We start from the raw sequence: 20,653 nt of genomic DNA on the forward strand, positions 1-20,653 counted from the left end.
GCTGACTATTCACATTCAGAAGGAAAATGGAAATGATTTTGCTATTACCATTACTTAAAGTGCTAATAGTAATAACATTGTTATTCGGGCTCTGGGTTGTATGTGGTGGTTCGGTTTTATTCGCCTTCATCTCTGTGGTCATTACCGGCTTTCTGCTCTATCGCCAGCACGATCTTATCTGAATCTTCGGCCTGTAAAAAAGGCTCCTCAGCCTGAGCAATTGAGGAGCCAATGGGTACAGTACTGCTATTTTAGGCTTTGTTATTCAAAATAAGCTGACCGTTGTCATCCAGTGGGATCTGGGTTCCAGGGTCTTTATCCATGCGGATCTTCCCTTGCTGGTCGCCAATTTTGTAAGTGACGTCATACCCCAGCATTTTTTCCGATTTGTCATACACCGTTTTACAACGTTGCTCAGTGGTGGTGTATGTATCTCTTGCCTGCATTTCGCCCTGGACCTGGTTCCCGGCGTAGCCACCGCCCAGCGCGCCGACGACCGTGGCGACATCGCGACCACGACCCCCGCCGAACTGATGACCGATAACCCCACCGGCAACAGCACCCAGTACAGAACCGGTCAGACGATTTTCATCCTGCACCGGACGACGATGCGTCATCGTGACATTACGACACTCCTGACGCGGTGTTTTGATGGATTCTTTGATTGGCGTGGCGGAAACCACCTGCGCATACTGCGGCCCGCGATTGAAGACATTCATACTTGCAACCGCTGCGACACCCAGAGCAGCGGCCACGCCAATACCGATACCCGCTAACATTGATTTATTCACAGGATTTCCTCCCTGGTTTGCTATTCGTAACAATTTTGCAACTTGGGAGTGTACGAAGCCAATCGGAATGAGAGGAAAAAAGGAGAGATTAGGGAGAATCCAGCATGATTCGGAGTTATCCGAGCATATACTGACTGTATGACAGAAGGATGTACTGCTCCCCTGCAACACTATGCAGGAGAGCAGTCAGGCAAATTAATGCAATTTCAGGCGGGGACGGATCACACGGTTAATGCTGCCGACCAGCATCATTAACCCCGTCTTGAAGTAACCATGCAGCGCAATCTGATGCATGCGGTACAGTGAGATATAAACAAAGCGTGCAATACGCCCTTCAATCATCATGGACCCACGCATCAGGTTACCCATCAGGCTCCCTACGGTCGAGAAGTTGGAAAGTGAAACCAACGAACCGTGATCTTTATAGACATAGGACTTCGTCGGTTTACCTTTCATTTGCGCCAGGATGTTGTGCAGCGCGAGGCTGGCCATCTGGTGTGCAGCCTGAGCGCGCGGTGGCACAAAGCCCCCTTCCGGACGCGCGCATGAAGCACAGTCGCCAATGGCATAAATGTCCGCATCACGGGTAGTTTGCAGTGTCGGCTCAACGACTAACTGGTTAATACGGTTCGTTTCCAGGCCGCCTATCTCTTTCATAAAGTCCGGCGCTTTGATACCCGCCGCCCAAACCATCAGGTCGGCTTTGATGTATTCACCGTCTTTAGTATGAAGACCGCCTTCATCGGCGCTGGTAACCATAGTTTTAGTCAGAACACGCACGCCCATTTTGGTCAGCTCATTGTGCGCAGCTCCGGAAATACGCGGCGGCAACGCAGGCAAAATACGCTCACCCGCTTCCACCAGCGTCACGTTCAGCGCTTCATTGGTCAGACCTTTATAGCCATAGCTATGTAACTGTTTTACCGCGTTATGTAATTCGGCAGAGAGCTCTACTCCCGTTGCACCACCACCGACGATAGCGATGTTCACTTTGCCGTTTGCCCCGAGGCTGGCAGAGTATTTCAGGAACAGGTTCAGCATCTCCTGGTGGAAACGGCGTGCCTGATGCGGGTTATCGAGGAAAATGCAGTGCTCTTTCACGCCAGGGGTGTTGAAGTCATTCGAAGTACTGCCTAACGCCATTACCAGCGTGTCGTACGCCAGCTTACGTTCAGGCACTAGCAGTTCGCCTTTCTCGTCACGCAACTCTGCCAGAGTGATGGTCTTCGCTTCGCGATTGATATCAACCACCGAGCCCAACTGGAACTGGAAATGGTGATTACGCGCATGCGCCAGATAGCTCAGCGCATCAACGCCTTCATCCAGCGACCCTGTTGCCACTTCGTGCAACAGTGGTTTCCACAGGTGGCTGTGGTTGCGATCCACCAGCGTAACCTTCGCTTTTTTACCGCGGCCCAATTTTTTACCCAACTGTGTCGCCAGTTCAAGCCCGCCAGCACCACCGCCAACAATCACAATTTTCTTCAATGGTGTAGTCAACGTGACCCCCTCAAAATTATTAACCAATTGTTAATTAAAGGTTATAAATATAACTCTTAATTAACAACAAGTTACATCATGAAAACCAAATGATGCCAGTGAGAATAACATGAACGGTGCATTGGTCATACCAAAATTGATATGCATCAAGTTTTGATGCCTAAAAGATGAACAAGTGTAGTTGCTATGAAACAAACTGGGCGAAAACGTGCGCTAAAACATGGGGGCAAAGGCAGCAAAACAAAGCCCGACGAGTGTCGGGCTGAGGGGATTAACCGAGTGTTTTAAAAGCTTTAATTCGCTGCAGGTGCGGCGAGATATTTTTAAACTTGTGCGTCTGTTCTTCGTCCCAGACAATTTCATAGTAATGGTGCAGAACGTCCGATGAACGCTGGCTGTCCAGCGCTTCATCACGGCGAGAAAGGATAGCCAGACAGCGATCGCGATTTTTCTCGCGAAAGTTCGACACACACTTGGTGGCAATGTCGAGGTACTCTTCCGGCCGGTCGATCTTGCCTTCCATGTTCTCAAACGGGAACAAATTAGGGTTGAACATAACCTGCCGAATGTCGCACAGGAAACCAATGCGCTCCGCCCAGTATCCTCCCAGCCCCACACCGCAAATGAGCGGCCGTTCATCCACGTTTAGCTGCAGCATTTTGTCCACCTCTTTTAACAAATGCTGCATATCATGCTTCGGATGACGCGTGCTGTAACTGATCAACCTGACGTCCGGATCGATAAATTGCAGCTGCAACACCTTCTCATGATTTCCAGGACTGTTTGAGTCAAAACCGTGCAAATAGATGATCATTGTATCCTCACCCTACTCCAGTACCCCGCCTACAAAGGTTCACTGAGCCGACTTGTATTCCTGCCAACGCGCATGGAGTTGCTCCAGTTCACGGTTGGCAGCCTTCCAGCGTTCAGAACTCAGCAATTCCTGACGGGAAAATGAACCTTTATGATACAATTTCGTAACACGCTCTGCTTTGATCGGCGACAGGTTATCCAACACACTCACTGCGCCCTTACGATTATTACAGACCAGGATCATATCGCAACCTGCATCCAGCGATGCCTGTCCACGCTCAGCATAGCTGCCCATGATCGCCGCGCCTTCCATCGATAAATCGTCTGAAAAAATCACGCCATCAAAATTGAGTTCACCACGCAGCACCGTTTTCAGCCAGTAGGGAGAACCGCTGGCCGGGCGCGAATCCGCATCCGTATAAATAACGTGCGCAGGCATAATCGCATCCAGCTTGCCCTGTTCAATCAACGTGCGGAATACCGCCATATCTTTGCTGCGGATCTCCGCCTGAGCACGCGGATCGCGCGGCGTCTCTTTATGTGAATCGGCCGTCACAGCACCATGTCCCGGAAAATGCTTACCGGTGGTTTTCATGCCCGCGCTGTGCATACCATCAATGAAACGTCCTGCGATAGAGAGCGCTTTTGCCGGATCTTCATGGTAAGAGCGTTCGCCAATCGCCGCGCTGATATGGCCCACATCAAGCACGGGCGCGAAACTGATGTCGATATCCATCGCAATCATCTCGCTTGCCATCAGCCAGCCCGCCTCTTCTGCCACTCTGCCGCCCTCTTCCATTCCCAGCAGTGCTGCAAAAGATTGTGCTGCCGGCAGTTGGGTAAATCCTTCACGAAAGCGCTGGACCCGCCCCCCTTCCTGATCGACCGCGACCACCAGGCGATGATGCGACGCGACGCGGATCTGGCGTACCAGTTCGCGCAACTGCGCCGGATCGTGATAATTGCGGGTAAACAGAATCAGGCCACCCACCAGCGGATGCGCCAGAATTTCGCGCTCTTCCGCATCCAGTTCGTAGCCTTGCACATCTAACATGACCGGACCCACACTCACCTCTCTTTTCCTTTCATCTTTAACTGGCGCCATGCATCATCGGCCAGCGTTATAAATTGTTGATCGCCCGTCTGCTGCAAACGGCATTCAAACCAGCCCGCCATCAACATTGCTATCCACGGACGCCAGCGAACGACCTGGCGCCATAATTGCGTTTCATCGAGCATGGCACAGCGTGCGTATTCAGCCACCAGTTCACGGCGCTGATGCTCACTCCCGGTCCAGACACCTGCCAGCTCCATCGCGATATCACCGTCACCAGCATACTCCCAGTCGATCAACCGCAACCCGTCCTGGCTGTGCACCAGGTTACCCGCATGGACATCCATATGTAATGGAGCCAGTCGCAAGGGTAGCGGCTCGCCCTGGCGCCTGCGTGCTTTTAATTGCTGCAGCCAGAACAGCGTACGGCGCGACGGCAAACATTGCTGCCAGTACGTTTCCAGTAAAGGCAACAGGTTAAGACGCCAGCCAAAGGGAGGACAGCGATGCAGATCATACAGTAAGGCCGCAAGGTTATGGCTATCCGGCAAACTGCTTTGTACATCGCCAGGAATATAATCAATTGCCATCCAGCCTTTAGCGAAGAAGTGCGGTTGCGGCGCGATGTGGCGCGGTAATCGTTTAAGCGCGCGATACTGGCGCAGAAAGGGTGACGATGTCGCCTGATGCTGTTGACGTAAAACCAGACGATGATGACCGTTGCTGATAAGACAGCTCCCGCCACTCATGCCAGTATCCTGGCCTTCGACGGGAGCATAATGCGGGAAATAGCGTGACAACAGCGCGTCACGCGTAAGATTATTGTTGCTGAACCGCACCTTTACCTGACCAGACAATTTCGCCAGTCTGCACCAGCATCAGTTGCATTTGCAGCGTCGGCGCATTGGCATTACCTGTCGCGCTGGAATACAGCACGTACTGGGCCCCTACATTGCGGGCAATACCAATAGCTTTACTGCGTGTACCGAGACTATCCTGCGGTGACAGGCCCAGTTGCTGCTTGGCAATTGACAGTTGCTGCGCCGAAACCAGCGTAAACTTGCCATTGTTGGTCAGCGCGCTGCGCAGGGTTTCAGTTGCTTCGCTGGTGTTCACCGAACCGTTTGTCCGGTTGTTCACACTGTCAACGAGCAGTACGTTACCCGCAGAGGCTCCGCTCGCCTGCAACATTTTACCCATCATCGGCTGTACGGCGCTGTTCCAGTCATAGTGACGTTCACGCGGCGTCGGCTGAGTCGTTTGATCAGGGTGTTCGATTGGCCCTGGTTGCTCCGGGATCGACGGAACAGACGGCACCGTCGGTACAGGTTGCGACGGCTGCGGTTGCTGCGGAACAGGCTGTTGTGGCGTTGGGTTCGCTTGTTCAACTGGCGCGGGTTCTTGCTCGCCGCGCGTAATACACCCGGAAAGGATAACGGCCACTGTGGCCAGCAGCGCGAAACGTCCTAATGTTTTAATCAATTTTCACCCCTTATAGATAGAGATAAAGTCTGACCTTGTGCGCACCCAGGAAATTTGCATTTCCATAAAGTGTGACAGCAGAGTGCGCCGGGATCGTGATCCTACGCGGTTCTTCGAGCGGGTGCATTTCCAGGCCTCTGGCGTCGTACCAGTAAAAACGGTAATTAATGGTTACCGGCTGCGCGCGTTCATTGAACAGGCGAGACGAGGCAGAGGGCTGGATTTCCTGCGTGCTCAGCGTGGGGGAGTCAGCGGTGATACCTGCGGCCAGAACATTGGCTTCCATCACCAGCGTTTGATCATTGGCCACCGGGATCGCAGGACGCGAGCCACAGCCGACTAACGCCAGGGCCGTCACCAGAAGTGCAACGCGTCCGTTGATCATATCACTCGCCTTTATGTGCCAGCATCGGGCCTAAGGGGCGACCACCCAACAAATGCATATGGATATGCCAGACTTCCTGTCCGCCGTGGCGGTTACAGTTCATGATGAGGCGATAACCATCTTCCGCAATGCCCTCAGCACGGGCAATTTTTGCCGCTACGGTCATCATCCGTCCCATCGCCTGTTCATGCGCTTCGGTAATGTCATTAGCGGTAGGAATGAGGATATTCGGCACAATCAGAACATGCGTCGGAGCCTGGGGAGAGATATCACGGAAAGCGGTAACTAATTCATCCTGATAGACGATGTCCGACGGAATTTCCCGACGGATAATCTTACTAAAAATGGTTTCTTCGGCCATGACGTTTTCCTTTTTATACGCGCGGGCGAAACCGCCCCATCACGAGATACAGTGTAGAGTATGAGCGAGATTCTCCGGCTGTTTCAACTATAACGCTCTTTTTCTTCAAGATTTCGCCACCGGCTGGTGGTGTTATAACCAACCCTTACCCATAACCGCGTTAAATCAACCACTCAGCCACGGATATTACATCTGTTTACATCTCAAGTATGAATGCGTATATTTCGCATTTGCATTTTCATGCGCGTTTATTAACTGAAAAATAAAAACAGACCGGACGCCGACAATGCATCGCGATCCGGACAATCCCGTTCACATACCATTAAGGGTTAATAATGTCTTTCACCATTAACGCCAGGAATGAGCAGCGTCCGTTTAACAGCGCGCCATCATTGCTGGCCGTTTGTATTGGGCTCGCGTTGACACCAGCCGCAGGTTTTGCAGCATCCACATCCGGCACTGATGAGACCGTTATCGTTGAAGGCGCATCCGGCGACCAAAGCGATACCCACCAGGACCAGGACTATAGCGTTCAGACCACCACCACCGGCACAAAACTGCTGCTCGTGCCGCGCGATATCCCGCAGTCGGTAAGCGTTATCAGTCAGCAGCGTATGCAGGATCAGAACCTGAACTCAATCGGGCAAGTATTGACCAATACCACCGGCGTCACCGCGCAGGTACAGGACAGCGATCGCACCGTGTTTTATTCACGTGGCTTCTTTGTCAGCAACTACGCCTACGACGATCTTCCAACCTCCATTAGTGAAGTCTGGAACTTTGGCGACACCGCCGCCGATACCGCCATCTATGACCGCATTGAAGTGGTACGTGGCGCGACGGGTTTGATGTCCGGTACTGGTAACCCGGCGGCCTATGTCAACATGGTGCGTAAGCATGCGGATAGTACTGAATTCAAAGGTAACGTGTCCGCCACTTACGGTAGCTGGGATAAACAACGTTATATCCTTGATCTGCAGGCTCCGCTGACCGAATCGGGCAAAGTACGTGGCCGCGTCATTACCGGTTACCAGGATAATGACAGTTGGGTGGACACATACCACTACCGCAAGAAATTCATCTACGGTGTTGTTGATGCTGACGTAACCGACAGCACCACCTTATCGCTGGGATATGAATATCAGGAAAGCCAGACTGACAGCCCCACCTGGGGCGGTCTGCCGACCTGGTACGCCGATGGCAGCAAAGCGAAATATGACCGCAGCACAACCGTTGCGCCAAACTGGGCCTATTCCGATAAAGACAACACCAAAGTCTTCGCCAACCTGACGCAGCGGTTTGGCAATGGCTGGGAAGCGCATGTTAACGGTATGCATGCGGAAACCAATTTCGATACCAAAACGATGTATATGTACGGTTATCCGGATGAAGCCACAGGCCTGGGAATGGTCGGTTACGGCGGCTGGAACCGTGGTGAGCGTAAACAGGATGCCATTGATGCCTTCATGCGTGGCGGTTTTGACCTGTTTGGCCGCCAGCATGAGTTGATGTTCGGCGCAAGCTACAGCCGCCAGCGTAACCATTATGACAATTCCCTGCCGGACACGCCTGGGACGATTGTCGATGTGGGCTCATTCAACAGCGGCTGGAGTGGTAATATTGCCGACCCGGCATGGACACCATGGGCGCTGTATAGCAAGGACGATATTCGTCAGTCTTCTGCCTACACCTCTGCGCGTGTCTCGCTGGCCGATCCACTGCACCTGATCGTGGGCGCACGTTATACCGAATACAATATTCGCTACAACCCGTCAGGTTCACCTTCTACCCGGCTTGAAAGCACCAAAGACGATGTCACACCGTATGCAGGCCTGGTCTATGACATCAACGAAGACTGGTCCGCATACGCCAGCTATACCGAGATCTTCCAGCCGCAGGACAAACGTGACGCATCCGGGCGCTATCTCGATCCAACCACCGGTAAGAGCTATGAAGCGGGTGTGAAAGCAGACTGGTTTAGCACCCGCCTGACAACGTCCCTTGCCGTGTTCCGTATCGAGCAAGACGGTGTCGCCAGTAATACGTACACTTACATGCCAGGCGGGGAGTCCATCTATGAATCCCTGGATGGCATCGTCAGTAAAGGTATCGAATTTGAGCTGAACGGTGCGCTGACCGATAACTGGCAGTTAACCTTCGGTGCGACTCGCTTTATTGCCGAAGACAAGCAGGGCAAGGCAGTCAGTTCCGATCAACCGCGAACCACCATGAAGTTGTTTACCCGCTATCAGTTGCCGGCACTGCCTGAGTTAACAATCGGCGGAGGGGTAAACTGGCAGAACAAAGTCTGGACCGACGTGTCAGATACCCAGCGCGCAGAACAAGGCAGCTATGCACTGGTGAATCTGTTCGGGCGCTATCAGGTCACTAAAGATTTCGCCGTCCAGGCAAATCTGAACAATGTGTTTGACCGTGAGTACTACGATTATGTAGGCAGCTATACCGTCTACGGCGCACCGCGTAATTTTTCCCTCAGCGCCAGCTATAGCTTCTGATGACGGTGTTCAGATGCTAACCCCTGCCCGTTAGTTCGCTGACGGGCTTTTTTATATCTCATTGCCCTTCACCTTTCTGACGTGACAGATGACCTTCTTGTCTCATTTGCCTTAAATGTAAAACCCTTGAATGTAAAAAAGGCAGCCTTTCGGCTGCCTCAGTCTCCCCAGACTTTACGGCTTAGTTGCTACGGATGTACTCATCCATTTCGGTTTTCAGGTTATCGGATTTAGTACCGAAAATTGCCTGTACACCAGAACCAGCAACCACCACACCTGCCGCGCCCAGTTTTTTCAGACCAGGCTGGTCAACTTTTGCCACATCGGCAACGCTAACGCGCAGACGAGTGATGCAAGCATCCAGGTTAGTGATATTTTCTTTACCGCCGAACGCAGCGACCAGTGCCGGAGCCATTTCGCTGGTTGCGCCAGCTTTAGACTCTTCGGACGCATCTTCACGACCCGGGGTTTTCAGATCCAGCGCTTTAATCAGTACGCGGAACACGGTGTAGTAAATCGCTGCATAGCACAGACCTACAACCGGGAACAACCACAGTTTGCTGCCGTTACCGGACAGGACGATGAAGTCGATCAGGCCGTGAGAGAAGGACGTACCGTCACGCATACCCAGCAGGATACAGATCGGGAATGCCAGACCAGCCAGAATCGCATGGATTGCGTACAGGATCGGCGCAACGAACATGAAAGAGAACTCGATCGGCTCGGTGATACCGGTCAGGAACGAGGTCAACGCTGCGGAGATCATGATACCGCCCACTTTCGCGCGGTTCTCTGGTTTAGCAGAGTGCCAAATCGCGATAGCAGCAGCCGGCAGGCCATACATTTTGAACAGGAAGCCGCCAGACAGTTTGCCCGCAGTCGGGTCGCCTGCCATGTAACGCGGGATATCGCCGTGGAATACCTGGCCTGCTGCGTTGGTGAATTCGCCGATCTGCATCTGGAAAGGAACGTTCCAGATATGGTGCAGACCAAACGGTACCAGGCAGCGCTCGATGAAGCCGTAGATACCGAACGCAACAACCGGGTTCTGGTAGGCAGCCCATTGAGAGAATTCCTGAATAGCAGTACCAATCGGTGGCCAGATGAAGGACAGCACAACACCGAAGATAATAGCGGCCAGACCGGAGATAATCGGAACAAAACGCTTACCGGCGAAGAAGCCCAGATACTCAGGCAGCTTGATACGGTAGAAACGGTTAAACATATACGCAGCGATGGCACCGGCGATGATACCACCGAGGACACCGGTATCTGCCAGGTGTTTAGCCGCGATCTCTTCTGCAGGTAAATGCAGTACCAGAGGTGCAACCACGGACATGGTTTTCACCATGATGCCGTAGGCCACCACAGCAGCAAGACCGGATACGCCATCGTTATTGGTGAAGCCAAGAGCAACACCGATAGCGAAGATCAGCGGCATGTTAGCAAAAACAGAACCGCCTGCTTCGGCCATTACGTGAGAAACCACTTCTGGCAGCCAGCTGAAGTTAGCAGACCCGACGCCCAGCAGGATACCTGCGATAGGCAGTACGGATACCGGCAGCATCAGCGATTTACCGACCTTCTGCAGGTTAGCAAATGCATTCTTAAACATAATTGAGAGTGCTCCTGAGTATTTGTGCTTTTTTTACGCTTTTTGCGCATTGGCACGGGGGGAGAACCGTGCTGTGAACAGGACATCTAAGTGCCCTTTATTTATTACACAGAGTAAAATAAATCCGCATAAGTTTGTTTGACGGCTATCACGTTTCAGTTAGCGCCAGAGGCAAAACTTTCATAGATTTACAAAACCCATTACCGAATGTGTCAAAAAAAGCGTTCACCGCCTCTTTTGTGGCGGTGAACTTTACTCTCATTACTTATTAATTACGAGCACTAAAATAAGCTGAAAATTCAGAGGGATTGCAGGCGGGCCGGATCGATATGGAACAGTCTGGCGAAGTTTTCTGTGGTTTGTTGCGCCAGTTCGTCGACCGAAACGCCCTTCAAAACTGCCATGTATTCAGCAACATCCCGGACATACGCCGGTTGGTTTTCTTTACCGCGATGAGGAACCGGTGCCAGATAAGGTGAATCTGTCTCCACCAGCAAACGATCGAGCGGAACGTAACGCGCCGCATCACGCAGTTGCTCCGCGTTACGGAAGGTGACGATCCCGGAAAACGAGATATAGAAGCCCAGATCTAATAACTGACCTGCCGTTTCCCTGTCTTCCGTAAAACAGTGTAGTACGCCTCCGCAATCCGTCACCTTTTCTTCGCGAAGGATAGCCAGGGTATCTGCCCGCGCATCACGGGTGTGAACAATTACCGGCTTATTCAGCTCACGACCAATACGGATATGATCACGAAACGACGCTTGCTGGCGGGCTTTGGTTTCCGGCGTGTAATAATAGTCCAGACCCGTTTCACCCATTGCCACAACGCCTTCTTCTGCGGCCATGCGGCGTAAATCTTCCACCGCATAGCCTTCATCCTGATTGAGCGGATGTACGCCGCAGGAAAAAGCCACATCGCTACGCTCTCCCACCAGGTCGCGCATACTGCGGTAACCCGGCAGTGTCGTCGCCACGGCGAGGAAGAATTTCACGTCGCGGGCCGCGGCTTTTTCTAGCGCGTCATTAACATCCGTATGTAACGACTGATAATCCAGGCCATCAAGATGGCAATGGGAGTCGACTAAAAACATAATCTCTCTCTTAGAAATGCTGTCCGGGCAACGTAGCGCCGGGTTGCAGGTAGCGCTCAATGCGTAATAAAAGGTCGGTCAATAACAATTCACGGTTGACGCCCACTACGGTCATCAACTGTTCGCGGCATTCAACCGCCGCGTGAAGGCAGGCTTGCAGGCGTTCGCCATTAAACTGGCTGGCAAGCTGGCGCACCAGCATTATCGCATCCATATTCGTCAGCAATGTTGCGCCTTGCTGAACCTTGAGGGCATCGAGCAGCAGTGTCGCCAGCCAGTGCAGGCGTTCGGCCACCTGTTCGTGGTTCAATATCGCCAGTAGCGAAAGCCAGTCGCCATTATTGAGTATCTGCCCAAGGGACTGACACAGCGCCTGACGCGGTGCGAGGTTGTCCGCCTGCAGCAGTTGCTCTGCCGCACCGGGTGCGCCGCCACACAGGCGTAATGCGCTGACAATAGTCTCTTGTGACGCGCTGTGCTCGCGAGCAAGCCAGGCGCAGGCATAGTTCTCGGCAGGCGGCGCGAGGTGATGCATCCGACAGCGGCTACGCAAGGTTGCCAGTAAGCGCGCCGGTTCGCGACAGCTCATAAAAAACCAGGTCTCTTTCGGCGGCTCTTCCAGCGTTTTAAGCAGGGCATTTGCCGCGGCCTCTGTTAAAAGCGCGGCGTCCTGAATCCAGACCACTTTAGCACCGCCAAGACGGGCGTGTTCATACAGTTTTTCGCTGACCTCGCGCACCGCGTCGATCCCGAGCGTGGTCTTGCCCTTTTCTGGTGCTAACGGGTAATAATCCGGATGCGTCCCCGCCTGCATTAACTGGCAGCCCCGGCAATGGCCGCAGCTTTTGGCATTTTCCGGATGCTGGCAAAGCAGATAACGGCTCAGCGCATAGATCAGCGCATCGTCACCCATTCCCGGTAGCGCGTGGACCAGCAAGGCATGATGTCCGCGACCGGCATGATAACTGGCGACCAGTTGCTCATAATCCGCTCGCAGCCACGGGTACCATCTCATGCGCCCTGCTCCTGCACCCAGGCGGTGACGGTCTGGCGGATATCCGCCACCACGTCTTCGAGCGATTGCGTGGCATCGATAGTGCGAATGCTGTCATCTGCCGCCGCCAGTTCAAGATAACGGGCACGTGTGCGGTTGAAGAAATCCAGAGATTCCTGTTCAATGCGGTCCAGCTCACCGCGAGCACGGGCGCGCTTGAGTCCGACTTCGGGCGTCACGTCCAGATAAAGCGTCAGGTCCGGGCGGAAATCACCCAACACCGCGTCGCGCAATGTTGCCAGCATGGTCTGGTCAACGCCACGTCCACCGCCCTGATAGGCTTGCGTAGAGAGGTCGTGACGATCGCCAATCACCCAACTTCCGTTGGCCAGTGCCGGTTTAATCACCGTCTCCACCAATTGAACGCGGGCAGCATAAAACATTAACACTTCGGCCTTAACCGTAATCGTCTCATCGCCAACAGAACGAATGTCCAGTACCAGGCTGCGCAGTTTTTCCGCCAGTTGCGTACCGCCCGGCTCGCGGGTGAAAACCATCTCCTCTACGCCCAGTTGACGTAGCGTGTCGACCACGACATCACGCGCGGTGGTTTTTCCTGCCCCTTCGAGCCCTTCAATGACGATGTATTTACTGCCCATTTTTTTCCTTAAGTACTTTTAAATAGTCCTGCACTGACCGATTGTGGCTCGCGAGATTGGTGTTAAATGTGTGACCACCCTTGCCATCAGCGACAAAATAGAGATACGGCGTTTTTGCCGGGTGCGCCGCGGCTTTCAATGAGGCTTCGCCAGGCGTGGCAATCGGGCCCGGCGGCAGGCCGCTGATGATATAGGTATTGTACGGCGTTGGCGTTTCCAGATCGGCACGTGACAACTTACCATTATACCGCTCCCCCATCCCGTAAATCACGGTGGGATCCGTTTGTAGTCGCATCCCAATTCGCAAACGGTTAATAAAGACCGATGCGACTTTATCGCGCTCGCTGGCCACCGCCGTCTCTTTCTCGATGATAGACGCCATCGTCACCATCTGGTTTTTATCCTGGTAGGGTAACCCCTCCATACGCCCTTCCCACGCCTGATCAATTGCCCGCACCATTTTTTGGTGCGCACGCTTGAGCAGTGCAATATCCGTGGTATTTGCGGTATACATCCAGGTATCCGGCCAGAACCACCCCTCTACCCAGTCCGCATGCTCGAAATCCAGCGCCTTCGCAACCGTCGCGTATTCATCATCTTTCAGGGTATGCTTGATATAGGGTGCGTCGCGCAGTTGCTGCAGATAATCACTTAGCCGCATCCCCTCAACCAGACGGAGTGGGAACTGCGCCTCTTTGCCGCTTTCCAGCAACTGGAGCATGTCACGCACCGTCATAGTAGGGGTAAACCGATAGGTACCGGCTTTAAAGTGCGAAAGATCAGGCTCCACGCGCAGCAACCACTGGAACACGCGTGGGCGGTTAATCACCTTCTCGCTATAAAGCTGTTCACCCAACGCAACGCGCCCGGTTCCTGCTTCCAGTGTAAAAATAGTCTCCTCTTTAATGAGAAGCTTACTGTCGGCCAACTGGCGAACTTTCCATATACCCGCGCCTGCCGCAATCACCAGGACCAGCAGAAGGAGGAGTACAACGCGCAACATTTTTTTCATGACGATATCGGATGCTCACAAAGAGGGGCTAAAAATTGGTACAACTCCCGGGAAGTCCAGCTTATGCCCTCCCACGCGCGTACGGGGATCACGGGCATTAATGCATTACAGATGATGACTTCATCAGCAGTGTTAAGTGCATCTGGCGACGCATTGATTTCGACAACGCGATAGTCGGAAGATGCCAGTTGGCGCAGACAAAATTGCCGCATGATGCCATCAACGCCAGCCTGACTCAGGTTTGGGGTAAAGACATCGCGGCCTTTGCGCCAGAAAATATTCGCGGCACAGCATTCCGTAACCCACCCTTCACTGTCAAGAACCAGCGCCTCGTCACCGTGAGATTGCTCAAGATAACGGCGGATCAGAACCTGCTCCAGCCGATTGAGATGTTTGATGCCAGCAAGATGCGGGTTGCGCCCCAGACGTACCGGGCTGAGCGACAGCGTAACCCCCTCTTCTCGCCAGCGAGTGTAATGCGTCGGATACGCAGAAACGCTGAGAATACGTGTCGGACTCTGGCACCCGGCTCCGCTATAACCACGTCCACCACCGCCCCGGCTGATAATTGCTTTCAGAACCCCACTCGTCCTTCCCGCGGCGAGACGACGCATTTCGTCTTCCAGCGTTTTCCACTGGTTAAAAGGGATAAAGAGCCTGTCACAGGCGAGTTTCAGACGATGCAGATGTTCAGCCAATAGACTGATAGTGCCGTTGTCGATACGCGCCGTCGTGAAACAGCCGTCGCCAAACTGAGTCGCTCTGTCATTTGCGGCAAGAAATGTCTGCTCGCAACCATTAATCAACAACATAGAGGCTCCTTATGCGTGGCTGATTAGTGTGGCAGGACACTCTGCGCAGGACAAGCGGAGAAAACTGAATAAAAAAGGCCCGCAGTGCGGACCTTTTTACAGGCTGGGGTAATAAACAGCGCTACGCTCAGACCTTTTTGAAGATCAGGGAGCCGTTAGTACCACCAAAGCCGAAGGAGTTACACAGCGTGTACTCCAGACCATTTACCTGACGGGCTTCGTGCGGAACGAAATCCAGATCGCAACCCTCAGACGGGTTATCCAGGTTGATGGTCGGCGGAACAGCCTGGTCGCGCAGTGCAAGGATAGAGAAGATAGACTCTACAGCGCCCGCAGCACCCAGCAGGTGGCCCGTCATAGATTTGGTAGAGCTAACCATAATGCGGCTTGCTGCATCACCAAACACGGATTTAACCGCCTGCGCTTCAGCTTTGTCACCCGCCGGGGTCGATGTGCCATGGGCGTTTACATAACCGATTTGGCCAGGTTCAAGGCCCGCATCACGAATGGCGTTAACCATCGCATCAGCAGCACCCGCACCGTTTTCCGGCGGAGAGGTCATGTGGTAAGCATCGCTACTCATGCCGAAACCAACGATTTCCGCATAAATTTTCGCACCGCGTTTTTTCGCGTGCTCATACTCTTCAAGCATGATAATGCCTGCGCCATCGCCAAGAACAAAACCATCACGGTCCTGATCCCACGGACGGCTCGCAGCCTGAGGATTATCGTTGCGTGTAGAAAGCGCACGTGCCGCACCAAAGCCACCCACGCCCAGCGGGGTACTCGCTTTTTCTGCGCCACCGGCAAGCATCGCATCCGCATCGCCATAGGCGATCATACGTGCAGCATGGCCGATATTATGCACACCAGATGTACAGGCTGTGGCAATCGAAATACTTGGGCCGCGGAGGCCAAACATGATGGTCAGGTGACCGGCCACCATATTAACAATCGTCGACGGGACGAAGAACGGGCTGATTTTACGCGGGCCACCATTCACTAAAGAACTGTGGTTTTCCTCAATCAGGCCGAGACCACCAATACCGGAACCAATAGCGGCACCGATGCGGGTTGCGTTCTCTTCCGTCACTTCAAGGCCAGAATCCTGCATGGCCTGAACGCCAGCGACAATTCCATATTGAATAAAGTCATCCATCTTGCGCTGTTCTTTACGCGAGATGATGTCTTCACAGTTAAAGTCCTTTACTAAGCCAGCAAATTTCGTTGCGTAGGCGCTAGTATCGAAATGGTCGATCAGGCTGATGCCACTCTGACCGGCAAGGAGAGCTTTCCAGGTAGACTCTACGGTATTGCCGACAGGAGACAACATGCCCAGTCCGGTCACAACTACACGACGCTTAGACACGGTTGTCCTCCAGGGAGGGAAAAAAGATTAAGATTAGGGGGATAAAAGATAAAACTCAGGCGGTCGAATGACCGCCTGGAGATGTTCACTTACGCCTGGTGACCGTTGATGTAATCAATGGCAGCCTGAACGGTGGTGATTTTCTCAGCTTCTTCGTCCGGAATCTCAGTATCAAACTCTTCTTCCAGAGCCATTACCAGCTCAACGGTGTCAAGAGAATCAGCGCCCAGGTCTTCAACGAAGGAAGCATTGTTGGTAACTTCTTCCTGCTTAACGCCCAGCTGCTCGCCGATAATTTTCTTAACGCGTTCTTCGATAGTGCTCATACTCTTAAATTTCCTATCAAAACTCGCTTTCGCGATGGTTTTCGTAGTGTATAAAATGTTGAAAAATTTGCAACTAAATCCCGGCAGTTCGTACCACGATTTTACGCTATTTTGAGGCCTTTCGCCCTAATAACGCAAATAATTTTAATCGTGGTTAAACCATATACATTCCGCCGTTGACGTGCAGGGTCTCACCAGTGATGTAACCCGCTTCGTCAGAGGCTAAAAATGCAACCGCGCTGGCGATTTCCTGAGCACCGCCAAGGCGACCCGCTGGAACTTGCGCCAGAATACCCGCACGCTGATCTTCGGTCAGCGCACGCGTCATGTCCGTTTCAATAAAGCCCGGAGCAACAACGTTCACAGTAATCCCGCGTGATGCGACTTCTCGCGCCAGCGATTTACTGAAACCAATCAGACCCGCCTTCGCCGCAGCGTAGTTTGCCTGACCAGCATTTCCCATGGTACCAACCACAGAACCGATAGTGATGATACGACCATGACGCTTTTTCATCATAGCGCGCATCACCGCTTTTGACAGACGGAAAACCGATGACAGGTTAGTTTCGATAATATCGTTCCACTCGTCATCCTTCATGCGCATTAACAGGTTATCGCGAGTGATACCGGCATTATTGACCAGGATATCAACTTCGCCAAACCCGGCACGAATGTTTTCCAGCACAGATTCAATAGATGCAGGATCGGTCACATTCAACATCAGACCTTTACCGTTGGCACCTAAATAATCACTAATAGCCTGAGCGCCATTTTCGCTGGTTGCAGTACCGATAACCTTCGCGCCACGAGCAACAAGGGCTTCCGCGATTGCGCGGCCAATGCCACGGCTCGCGCCGGTAACCAGCGCGACTTTTCCTTCAAAACTCATGGTTTTCCTCTTTTATTGCGCAAGTGCCTCTGACAGCGCGGCTGGCTCATTAAGCGCAGACGCTGTCAGGGTATCAACAATACGTTTTGTCAGACCGGTAAGCACTTTACCTGGGCCAACTTCATACAGGTGCTCAACGCCCTGTGATGCCATAAATTCAACGCTTTTGGTCCATTGCACCGGGCTGTAAAGCTGACGCACCAGCGCGTGACGAATTGCTTCCGGCGACGTTTCGCATTTCACATCAACATTGTTTACAACCGGAACCTGCGGAGCGCTGAACGTGATTTTTTCTAATTCTGCAGCCAGTTTCTCTGCCGCAGGTTTCATCAGCGCACAGTGGGATGGCACGCTGACCGGCAGCGGCAGCGCGCGCTTCGCGCCAGCAGCTTTACAGGCAGCACCCGCACGATCAACCGCATCTTTGTGGCCTGCGATAACAACCTGGCCCGGAGAATTATAGTTTACCGGAGAAACAACCTGCCCTTGCGCGGACTCTTCACACGCTTTGGCGATGGACGCATCATCCAGACCGATAATTGCCGCCATAGCACCAGTACCTTCCGGCACGGCTTCCTGCATGAATTTACCGCGCAGTTCAACCAGACGCACCGCGTCTGCAAACGGGATAACACCTGCACAGACCAGTGCAGAGTACTCGCCCAGGCTGTGGCCGGCCATCAACGCAGGGGTTTTACCGCCGTGTTGCTGCCACACACGCCATAAGGCAACGGAAGCCGTCAACAATGCAGGCTGCGTCTGCCAGGTTTTATTCAACTCTTCCGCCGGCCCTTGTTGAACAAGTGCCCACAGATCGTAGCCAAGTGCCGCAGAGGCTTCACGGAATGTCTCTTCAACAACCGGGTGAGTTGCTGCCATGTCAGCTAACATACCCACGGTTTGAGAGCCCTGTCCCGGGAACACAAATGCAAATTGCGTCATGTTTTTATCCTTAGTACTAGAAACGAACCAGCGCAGAGCCCCAGGTGAAACCACCGCCAAAGGCTTCCAGCAGAATCAATTGGCCGCGCTGAATGCGCCCGTCGCGAACCGCTTCATCCAGCGCACAAGGGACAGACGCCGCAGAAGTATTACCGTGACGATCGAGTGTCACCACCACGTTATCGAGCGACATGCCCAGTTTTTTGGCTGTCGCGCTGATAATGCGCAGATTTGCCTGATGCGGCACCAGCCAGTTCAGCTCGCTGCGCTGCAAATTATTCGCTTCGAGGGTTTCGTCGACGATGCGAGAAAGCTCAGTCACCGCCACTTTAAAGACTTCGTTTCCTGCCATTGTCAGGAAAATAGGACTCTCTGGATGCACACGATCGGCATTCGGCAGCGTTAACAGTTCGCCGTAACTACCGTCAGCATGCAGATGCGTAGAGATAATACCCGGCTCTTCGGATGCGCCGAGCACAACTGCGCCCGCGCCATCGCCAAAAATAATAATGGTGCCACGATCTTCAGGGTCGCAGGTACGCGCCAGAACGTCAGAACCGATCACCAGCGCATTTTTCACCGCGCCCGATTTTACATATTGATCGGCGATGCTAAGCGCATAGGTGAAACCCGCGCAGGCAGCAGCAACATCAAATGCCGGGCAGCCTTTCACGCCTAACATGTTCTGTACCTGACATGCGGCGCTAGGGAATGCATGCGTTGCGGAGGTGGTAGCGACAATAATCAGACCAATCTCATCCGCACTGATACCTGCCATCTCCAGAGCGCGCTTTGCAGCTTCGAACCCCATGGTGGAGACGGTTTCATCTGGCGCAGCAATACGGCGTTCACGAATACCTGTGCGGGTGACAATCCACTCGTCAGACGTATCCACCATTTTTTCCAGGTCGGCGTTAGTTCGCACTTGTTCAGGCAGATAGCTGCCGGTACCAATAATCTTCGTATACATGTACGCTCAGTCTTTTTCCGGTAACACAGATTCCAGGCGAGCGGCAATTCGCCGGGGAACTTGCCGCTGCACCGCCTGCACTGCCTGTTCAATCGCGACGGTAAATGCTCGCTGATTGGCAGCACCATGACTCTTAATCACCGTGCCGCGCAATCCTAACAGACAGGCGCCATTATACTGGTCGGGGTTGAGGTGACTGAATCGCCTGCTCAGGCTTTTTTGTAACCAACGCTTTAATAAAATCAGCCACCACGACCGTTTTTTCCCTTCACCCTGAGATTTCAGCAGCGAAAGAAACACTCTGACAACACCTTCCATCGTTTTTAATGTGACGTTTCCCGTAAAACCGTCACAAACCAGTACATCCGTTTTACCGGTGAGTAATTCGTTCGCTTCCAGATAACCAATATAGTTAATCGTCGGAACCGCTTTTAAAATCGCTGCAGCATCGCGAATGTTGTCATGGCCTTTGGTCTCTTCTTCACCAATGTTCAGAAGCGCCACGCGGGGGTTAGCGATCTCCAAAACTTCTTCTGCCATCACCGCACCCATTACTGCAAACTGCGCCAGCATCTTGCCATCGCAGTCGACGTTGGCGCCTAAATCGAGCACCACCGTTTTCCCTTTCTGCTGGTGCGGTAAAACAGTCACCAGCGCGGGACGCTCAATGCCCTCAATGGGTTTGAGCAACATTTTAGCCAGCCCCATCAGCGCGCCGGTATTACCAGCACTGACGCAGGCCTCGGCACGACCTTCTTTTACAAGCTCCAGCGCCATACGCATTGAACTGCCGCGACTGTTGCGGACAGCTTGCGAGGGGCGCGCATCGCTGGCAATAACTGACTGTGCGGGAATAACAAGCAAGCGCGAGCGTTGCTCGAAATCAGCTTTGGCGAGCAATGGTGTGATAGCGTCGGGATCGCCGACTAAAAGAAGATTAAGATGCGAATTAGAGTTCAGTGCCTGCAAAGCTGCAGGCACTGTCACGGAAGGGCCAAAATCGCCCCCCATGACATCTAACGCCAGGGTTAGACGAGTCAAGGTATCGGTAAATCCCCGTTTTCACGGG

The 20,653-nt window shown here is 53.1% G+C and carries 21 protein-coding genes; 1 reads left to right on the top strand and 20 read right to left on the bottom strand.

Annotated elements, in window-relative coordinates:
• Nucleotides 1–251: 251 nt before the first annotated feature.
• From ABIB59_RS01485 to hinT, 8 genes are all read right to left on the bottom strand, one after another.
• Nucleotides 252–791 (bottom strand): glycine zipper 2TM domain-containing protein, encoded by a 540-nt coding sequence (locus tag ABIB59_RS01485; RefSeq protein WP_041851711.1) that lies wholly within the window; start codon nucleotides 789–791, stop codon nucleotides 252–254.
• Nucleotides 792–986: 195 nt separating this feature from the next.
• Nucleotides 987–2,291 carry an NAD(P)/FAD-dependent oxidoreductase gene (locus tag ABIB59_RS01490; RefSeq protein ID WP_041851712.1) on the bottom strand — a complete coding sequence of 435 codons (1,305 nt, stop codon included), beginning with the start codon at nucleotides 2,289–2,291 and terminating at the stop codon, nucleotides 987–989.
• Between the two features lie 271 nt (nucleotides 2,292–2,562).
• A complete protein-coding gene (gene ycfP, locus ABIB59_RS01495; RefSeq protein ID WP_041851713.1) occupies nucleotides 2,563–3,105 on the bottom strand; it encodes an alpha/beta hydrolase YcfP in 543 nt (180 codons plus the stop codon).
• Nucleotides 3,106–3,144: 39 nt separating this feature from the next.
• A complete protein-coding gene (gene nagZ, locus ABIB59_RS01500; protein WP_107222888.1) occupies nucleotides 3,145–4,170 on the bottom strand; it encodes a beta-N-acetylhexosaminidase in 1,026 nt (341 codons plus the stop codon).
• Nucleotides 4,171–4,172: 2 nt separating this feature from the next.
• Nucleotides 4,173–4,997 carry a thiamine kinase gene (gene thiK, locus ABIB59_RS01505; protein WP_107222862.1) on the bottom strand — a complete coding sequence of 275 codons (825 nt, stop codon included), beginning with the start codon at nucleotides 4,995–4,997 and terminating at the stop codon, nucleotides 4,173–4,175.
• A complete protein-coding gene (gene lpoB / locus ABIB59_RS01510) occupies nucleotides 4,978–5,640 on the bottom strand; it encodes a penicillin-binding protein activator LpoB (RefSeq protein WP_041851715.1) in 663 nt (220 codons plus the stop codon). The genes thiK and lpoB overlap by 20 nt, the downstream gene beginning before the upstream one ends.
• A 10-nt stretch (nucleotides 5,641–5,650) precedes the next feature.
• Nucleotides 5,651–6,025, bottom strand: coding sequence for a YcfL family putative periplasmic lipoprotein (locus ABIB59_RS01515; protein WP_041851716.1), 375 nt, complete (start codon nucleotides 6,023–6,025; stop codon nucleotides 5,651–5,653).
• A gap of 1 nt (nucleotide 6,026) precedes the next feature.
• Entirely contained in the window at nucleotides 6,027–6,386 is a 360-nt protein-coding gene (gene hinT, locus ABIB59_RS01520) for a purine nucleoside phosphoramidase (protein WP_090087896.1), read from the bottom strand.
• Between the two features lie 335 nt (nucleotides 6,387–6,721).
• Here hinT and fhuE point away from each other — a divergent pair, with 335 nt between their 5' ends.
• Complete coding sequence (gene fhuE, locus ABIB59_RS01525; RefSeq protein ID WP_354033754.1) at nucleotides 6,722–8,902, top strand: ferric-rhodotorulic acid/ferric-coprogen receptor FhuE; 2,181 nt, start codon at nucleotides 6,722–6,724, stop codon at nucleotides 8,900–8,902.
• Between the two features lie 181 nt (nucleotides 8,903–9,083).
• Here the strand turns inward: fhuE and ptsG are convergent, their stop codons facing one another.
• The 12 genes from ptsG to plsX all read right to left on the bottom strand — a co-directional run bounded on the left by ptsG (nucleotide 9,084) and on the right by plsX (nucleotide 20,625).
• On the bottom strand, nucleotides 9,084–10,517 hold the full coding sequence (gene ptsG, locus ABIB59_RS01530; protein WP_041851719.1) for a PTS glucose transporter subunit IIBC: 1,434 nt from the start codon (nucleotides 10,515–10,517) through the stop codon (nucleotides 9,084–9,086).
• Nucleotides 10,518–10,816: 299 nt separating this feature from the next.
• A complete protein-coding gene (locus ABIB59_RS01535) occupies nucleotides 10,817–11,611 on the bottom strand; it encodes a metal-dependent hydrolase (protein WP_079496442.1) in 795 nt (264 codons plus the stop codon).
• A 10-nt stretch (nucleotides 11,612–11,621) separates the two neighbouring features.
• Nucleotides 11,622–12,626 (bottom strand): DNA polymerase III subunit delta', encoded by a 1,005-nt coding sequence (holB, locus tag ABIB59_RS01540; RefSeq protein ID WP_079496441.1) that lies wholly within the window; start codon nucleotides 12,624–12,626, stop codon nucleotides 11,622–11,624.
• Nucleotides 12,623–13,264, bottom strand: coding sequence for a dTMP kinase (gene tmk, locus ABIB59_RS01545; protein WP_041851722.1), 642 nt, complete (start codon nucleotides 13,262–13,264; stop codon nucleotides 12,623–12,625). Before tmk ends, holB begins: the two co-directional genes overlap by 4 nt.
• Nucleotides 13,254–14,276 (bottom strand): cell division protein YceG, encoded by a 1,023-nt coding sequence (gene yceG / locus ABIB59_RS01550; protein WP_041851723.1) that lies wholly within the window; start codon nucleotides 14,274–14,276, stop codon nucleotides 13,254–13,256. The genes tmk and yceG overlap by 11 nt, the downstream gene beginning before the upstream one ends.
• Nucleotides 14,273–15,088 (bottom strand): aminodeoxychorismate lyase, encoded by an 816-nt coding sequence (pabC, locus tag ABIB59_RS01555; protein ID WP_071195442.1) that lies wholly within the window; start codon nucleotides 15,086–15,088, stop codon nucleotides 14,273–14,275. Before pabC ends, yceG begins: the two co-directional genes overlap by 4 nt.
• A 127-nt stretch (nucleotides 15,089–15,215) precedes the next feature.
• A complete protein-coding gene (gene fabF, locus ABIB59_RS01560) occupies nucleotides 15,216–16,457 on the bottom strand; it encodes a beta-ketoacyl-ACP synthase II (protein WP_041851725.1) in 1,242 nt (413 codons plus the stop codon).
• Nucleotides 16,458–16,546: 89 nt separating this feature from the next.
• The gene (gene acpP, locus ABIB59_RS01565) at nucleotides 16,547–16,783 is read right to left on the bottom strand and encodes an acyl carrier protein (RefSeq protein ID WP_000103754.1); all 237 of its coding nucleotides are present in this window, start codon (nucleotides 16,781–16,783) and stop codon (nucleotides 16,547–16,549) included.
• A gap of 154 nt (nucleotides 16,784–16,937) precedes the next feature.
• Nucleotides 16,938–17,672, bottom strand: a complete 735-nt coding sequence (gene fabG, locus ABIB59_RS01570; protein ID WP_041851726.1) for a 3-oxoacyl-ACP reductase FabG — start codon at nucleotides 17,670–17,672, stop codon at nucleotides 16,938–16,940.
• Between the two features lie 12 nt (nucleotides 17,673–17,684).
• Entirely contained in the window at nucleotides 17,685–18,614 is a 930-nt protein-coding gene (fabD, locus tag ABIB59_RS01575; RefSeq protein ID WP_079496440.1) for an ACP S-malonyltransferase, read from the bottom strand.
• Between the two features lie 16 nt (nucleotides 18,615–18,630).
• Complete coding sequence (locus tag ABIB59_RS01580) at nucleotides 18,631–19,584, bottom strand: beta-ketoacyl-ACP synthase III (protein WP_079496439.1); 954 nt, start codon at nucleotides 19,582–19,584, stop codon at nucleotides 18,631–18,633.
• Nucleotides 19,585–19,590: 6 nt separating this feature from the next.
• Nucleotides 19,591–20,625: a phosphate acyltransferase PlsX gene (gene plsX / locus ABIB59_RS01585; RefSeq protein WP_072039780.1), complete on the bottom strand. Its 1,035-nt coding sequence runs from the start codon at nucleotides 20,623–20,625 to the stop codon at nucleotides 19,591–19,593.
• Nucleotides 20,626–20,653 lie beyond the last annotated feature (28 nt).

The sequence above is a fragment of the Citrobacter sp. UYEF32 genome, from assembly GCF_040546205.1.
Taxonomy (GTDB): Bacteria; Pseudomonadota; Gammaproteobacteria; order Enterobacterales; family Enterobacteriaceae; genus Phytobacter; species Phytobacter diazotrophicus.